A 3,079-nucleotide genomic window follows, 5' to 3' on the forward strand; every position below is an offset into this window, starting at 1 on the left:
ACCTCCTCGTTCAAGTGGACACAATCGTCGCCGCTCTAGCTTCACACGAACAGTGCGTGGTTCATCGATCGCTTACGATGCTATGTGCCGACCCAGGATTGGCCGATGGGAATAGAGCCCGCATGGCGGATTTGCTGAAAGAGGCTTTGCGCTTGCAAACGTTCACTGCCAATCGACTATCCAAGCCGCTATCGACAGAACAGCGGACACTCGTAGCCGCAATCTTAGACAAGCACGGTTACGACACCACTACATTGACCACGGGGTTGAGCATTCGGGACATTGTGAAGGAGAACATACGTGCTGGGTCCACAAAGCCCACGACGATATCGACCAAGTTCCACGCAGACCACATCGAGATTGACGGAGTGTCGTTCCAGTACCGGCCGAGAGAACGCACTCCAATGGGGAAAGCGGAGAACGATTTCTGCATCCGTATTGCTGGTGTAGACGTACCGCTACTAGCTGTTCTACGACTCCGCAATATCGGCCTGGGAGAGTTCCGTCTAGCTGACAAGCGGGCAGTAGATGGGGCTGAGGGTAAGCAGAAGGAGAACCGGGAACGGCTTGAGCGAGAGTACAAGGAAAGTCCCCGATTAGACCGGCTCTACGCAGATTTGCAGCGCGCTACCCGTGAGTCCGATAAGGAAAGACGGAAAGAGCGGCTCCGGTACGTGGATATCTGGTCGTATACGGGGCAGCGGTCGGAGCGGGTGTGACTACCAGTCGTTTGCAGCAAGTAACCGGTCTATTGCTTCAATGGGAATCTGTCCGAATTTGTTGAGCCGAATCCTGTAACGCGTCAGCATTGCAGAGACTGTCTGGCGGCTCTTGCCTACCATTTCTGCGGCCTGCGTAATCGTCACATGCGGCGGGCGTGGATGCCGGGCGGCGTATATATCGACGGCCTTGGTGGCGATGTGGAGTGCGTCCAACTCGGAAATCCCTGGCCCTTGCTTGACAATCTCCCGTATCACTTGTGGTTGATGTCGCGATTCGGGTAAGTGGTGCGTTCGGACTTTCGGCATAGCTCCCTCCTGGGCTTGGAGCGGACATTCTGCAACGTCGGCGCGGAACTGTGAAGGAGTGCGACAAAAATAGGTGGTGCCGGTTCGGTGCCTATTTCCGGACTCGAACTGGATCGTATGCGCGGTGTAAAGTGGCTGCTCCTCTTTATCGTCGGGAGCAAGCGAAGTGGATCAAGACGCTATCAACTTCTCGTTGTTCGATCCGAAGAAGCTACGGAAGGCCGCAGACGCGATCCGCGATCAACCTCGTTTGACGTACGCAGAATTCCAGAAGTTGGAGCATGAGCAAAAGGTGCTTCACGCGCGCTTCGATGAGTTGGCTAAGATGATGCAACCCCTCGAAGGGTCGTACGTTCGTGCGCGACGCAAGCTTGGACCGAAACCCTATGACCCGACGACAGATAAGGCTCTCCAGGATGTCAACCAAGCGGGTCTTGAGCGCATGCGGGAACTTCGCGTCCAGCTTGAACAAGGGCACGCAATTTGGATGAAAGTGGTCGCTGCAAGGGATGCGCGGGCCCATTTGATGCGCGTGATAGGCGAATCCAACAAGCTTACCGAACTGTGGGTAATTTCTCGGAGAATTGAGGACCCGGAGTTCAATCCATTCTCCCGGCAGGAAGGTGATGCACAATAGTTCCGGTTTCAAGGATGACCGGAAACCCGATGGATTAGCCCAGCTTCTTTGCCAAATCTTCTGCGCGGAGGTGCGTGTAGCGTTGGAGCATACTCAGTGTCTTATGTCCGGTGATGCTGGCGACTTCCATCGGGTTGAGTCCTTTCTCGAATAGACGGCTTGTGGCTTCGTGTCGGAGGTCGTGGAAGCGTAGCCCGTCGATCTTGGCCCGTGCCCTGGCTCGCCTGTACGCGCATTTGATGGCATCCACCGTTAGGCCGGGGAATACAGGACCGCTCCTGTCGGTGGCAATAGGTGCTAATGCCTGTACCGCGCGCGTTGAAAGAGCTATTGCCCGTCCTTCACCATTCTTGGAATCTGGCAGCCAGAGGACGCGACGGTCGAGGTCAATGTTGGGCCACTCGATGCCTACAACCTCGCTTCGGCGCATGCCGGTCTCGATGGCGAGTAGAACGGCAGGGTAAAGATGCTGGTTGCGCGCCTTTCTGCATTCGTAGAGCAGTAGCGATTCTTCGCCCCCTTCCGTGCGCCTGTTGCGCGGCTTGTTGTGCTTTGGGCGTCGTATCCGGCTCACAGGGTTAGTGGGAAGATGGATTCCCCACTCAATCATCGCCGTAGAAAATACGTGCGAGAGGAGGTTTAGTTCTCGGTTGACCGTGCTTCCGCTGACCGCCTGTAGCCGTTCGTCGCGCCATTCGGAGAGGACGACAGCCGTAACGTTTGCAACCGCGTACTTGCAGAGATGCCACTTAAGCATTGACCGGATGCGCTTTGCCTCGCCGGTTCCGCTTTTCTTGGTTGGTGAGACGCGCTCCGCGTACTTCTGGAGGAGGTCTCCTAGAGTGGTTTCGCGGGCCGTAGCTATATCCACGAACGTGCCGCGCCGCATCTCGGTTTCAACACTCCGCGCCCAATCCTCAGCCTGTACCCTGGTGGGGAACGACTGGGACTGAGAGGGAAAGCCCTTGAGGCGGACCTTTGCTTGCCAACGATGCTCTGGGGATTGGGTGTCGCGACGGGTAATGGTCGCCATATGAAAACGCCTCCTAGGTGTCCCCGGAGTGTCCCGAGAGCAAACTAGGAGGCGTTTGAGCACTAGATAAGTGCTTGAATTCTTTGGTGGGCGGTACTGGGATCGAACCAGTGACCCCTGCCGTGTGAAGGCAGTGCTCTACCGCTGAGCTAACCGCCCAAAGAATTTTGAATTATGTCAGAGCTTTTTCATTCCGTAAAGCACTTTTTAAACATAACCCACCTTGCGGGTGCGGACCGCGCATCGCCCGGCCCGGAATTCTACAGGCAATCGGGTACTTTTATCCAGTGTTTGTTCGACACGGTGTCGCGAGCAAATGAATTGTCCGGGTCTGTAGCACGTAATCTGTCCGGTTTTTGGGTGCGGCATGAAGCCAGCCGT

Annotated in this window: 5 protein-coding genes and 1 tRNA gene; 3 read left to right on the forward strand and 3 right to left on the reverse strand. The window is 56.0% G+C overall.

Features of this window, described 5'->3' with window-relative positions; genetic code table 11:
• Positions 1–719 (forward strand): hypothetical protein (locus WS69_RS21040; protein ID WP_231747183.1); only part of this gene is annotated, 719 nt, incomplete at its 5' end.
• On the opposite strand, the gene WS69_RS21045 is transcribed toward WS69_RS21040, so the two are convergent.
• Complete coding sequence (locus WS69_RS21045) at positions 720–1,028, reverse strand: hypothetical protein (protein ID WP_231747184.1); 309 nt, start codon at positions 1,026–1,028, stop codon at positions 720–722.
• A gap of 166 nt (positions 1,029–1,194) precedes the next feature.
• Here WS69_RS21045 and WS69_RS21050 point away from each other — a divergent pair, with 166 nt between their 5' ends.
• Complete coding sequence (locus tag WS69_RS21050) at positions 1,195–1,665, forward strand: hypothetical protein (RefSeq protein WP_059472624.1); 471 nt, start codon at positions 1,195–1,197, stop codon at positions 1,663–1,665.
• 34 nt (positions 1,666–1,699) lie between these two features.
• Here the strand turns inward: WS69_RS21050 and WS69_RS21055 are convergent, their stop codons facing one another.
• Positions 1,700–2,698: a tyrosine-type recombinase/integrase gene (locus tag WS69_RS21055; RefSeq protein ID WP_059472625.1), complete on the reverse strand. Its 999-nt coding sequence runs from the start codon at positions 2,696–2,698 to the stop codon at positions 1,700–1,702.
• 84 nt (positions 2,699–2,782) lie between these two features.
• Positions 2,783–2,857 (reverse strand) — tRNA-Val (locus WS69_RS21060).
• Between the two features lie 15 nt (positions 2,858–2,872).
• Between WS69_RS21060 and WS69_RS34980 the strand changes: the two genes are divergently transcribed.
• A partial coding sequence (locus WS69_RS34980; RefSeq protein WP_231747185.1) for a hypothetical protein occupies positions 2,873–3,079 on the forward strand: 207 nt, incomplete at its 3' end.

Origin of the sequence: Burkholderia sp. BDU5 (assembly GCF_001522845.1) — a bacterium.
Lineage (GTDB): Bacteria > Pseudomonadota > Gammaproteobacteria > Burkholderiales > Burkholderiaceae > Burkholderia > Burkholderia mayonis.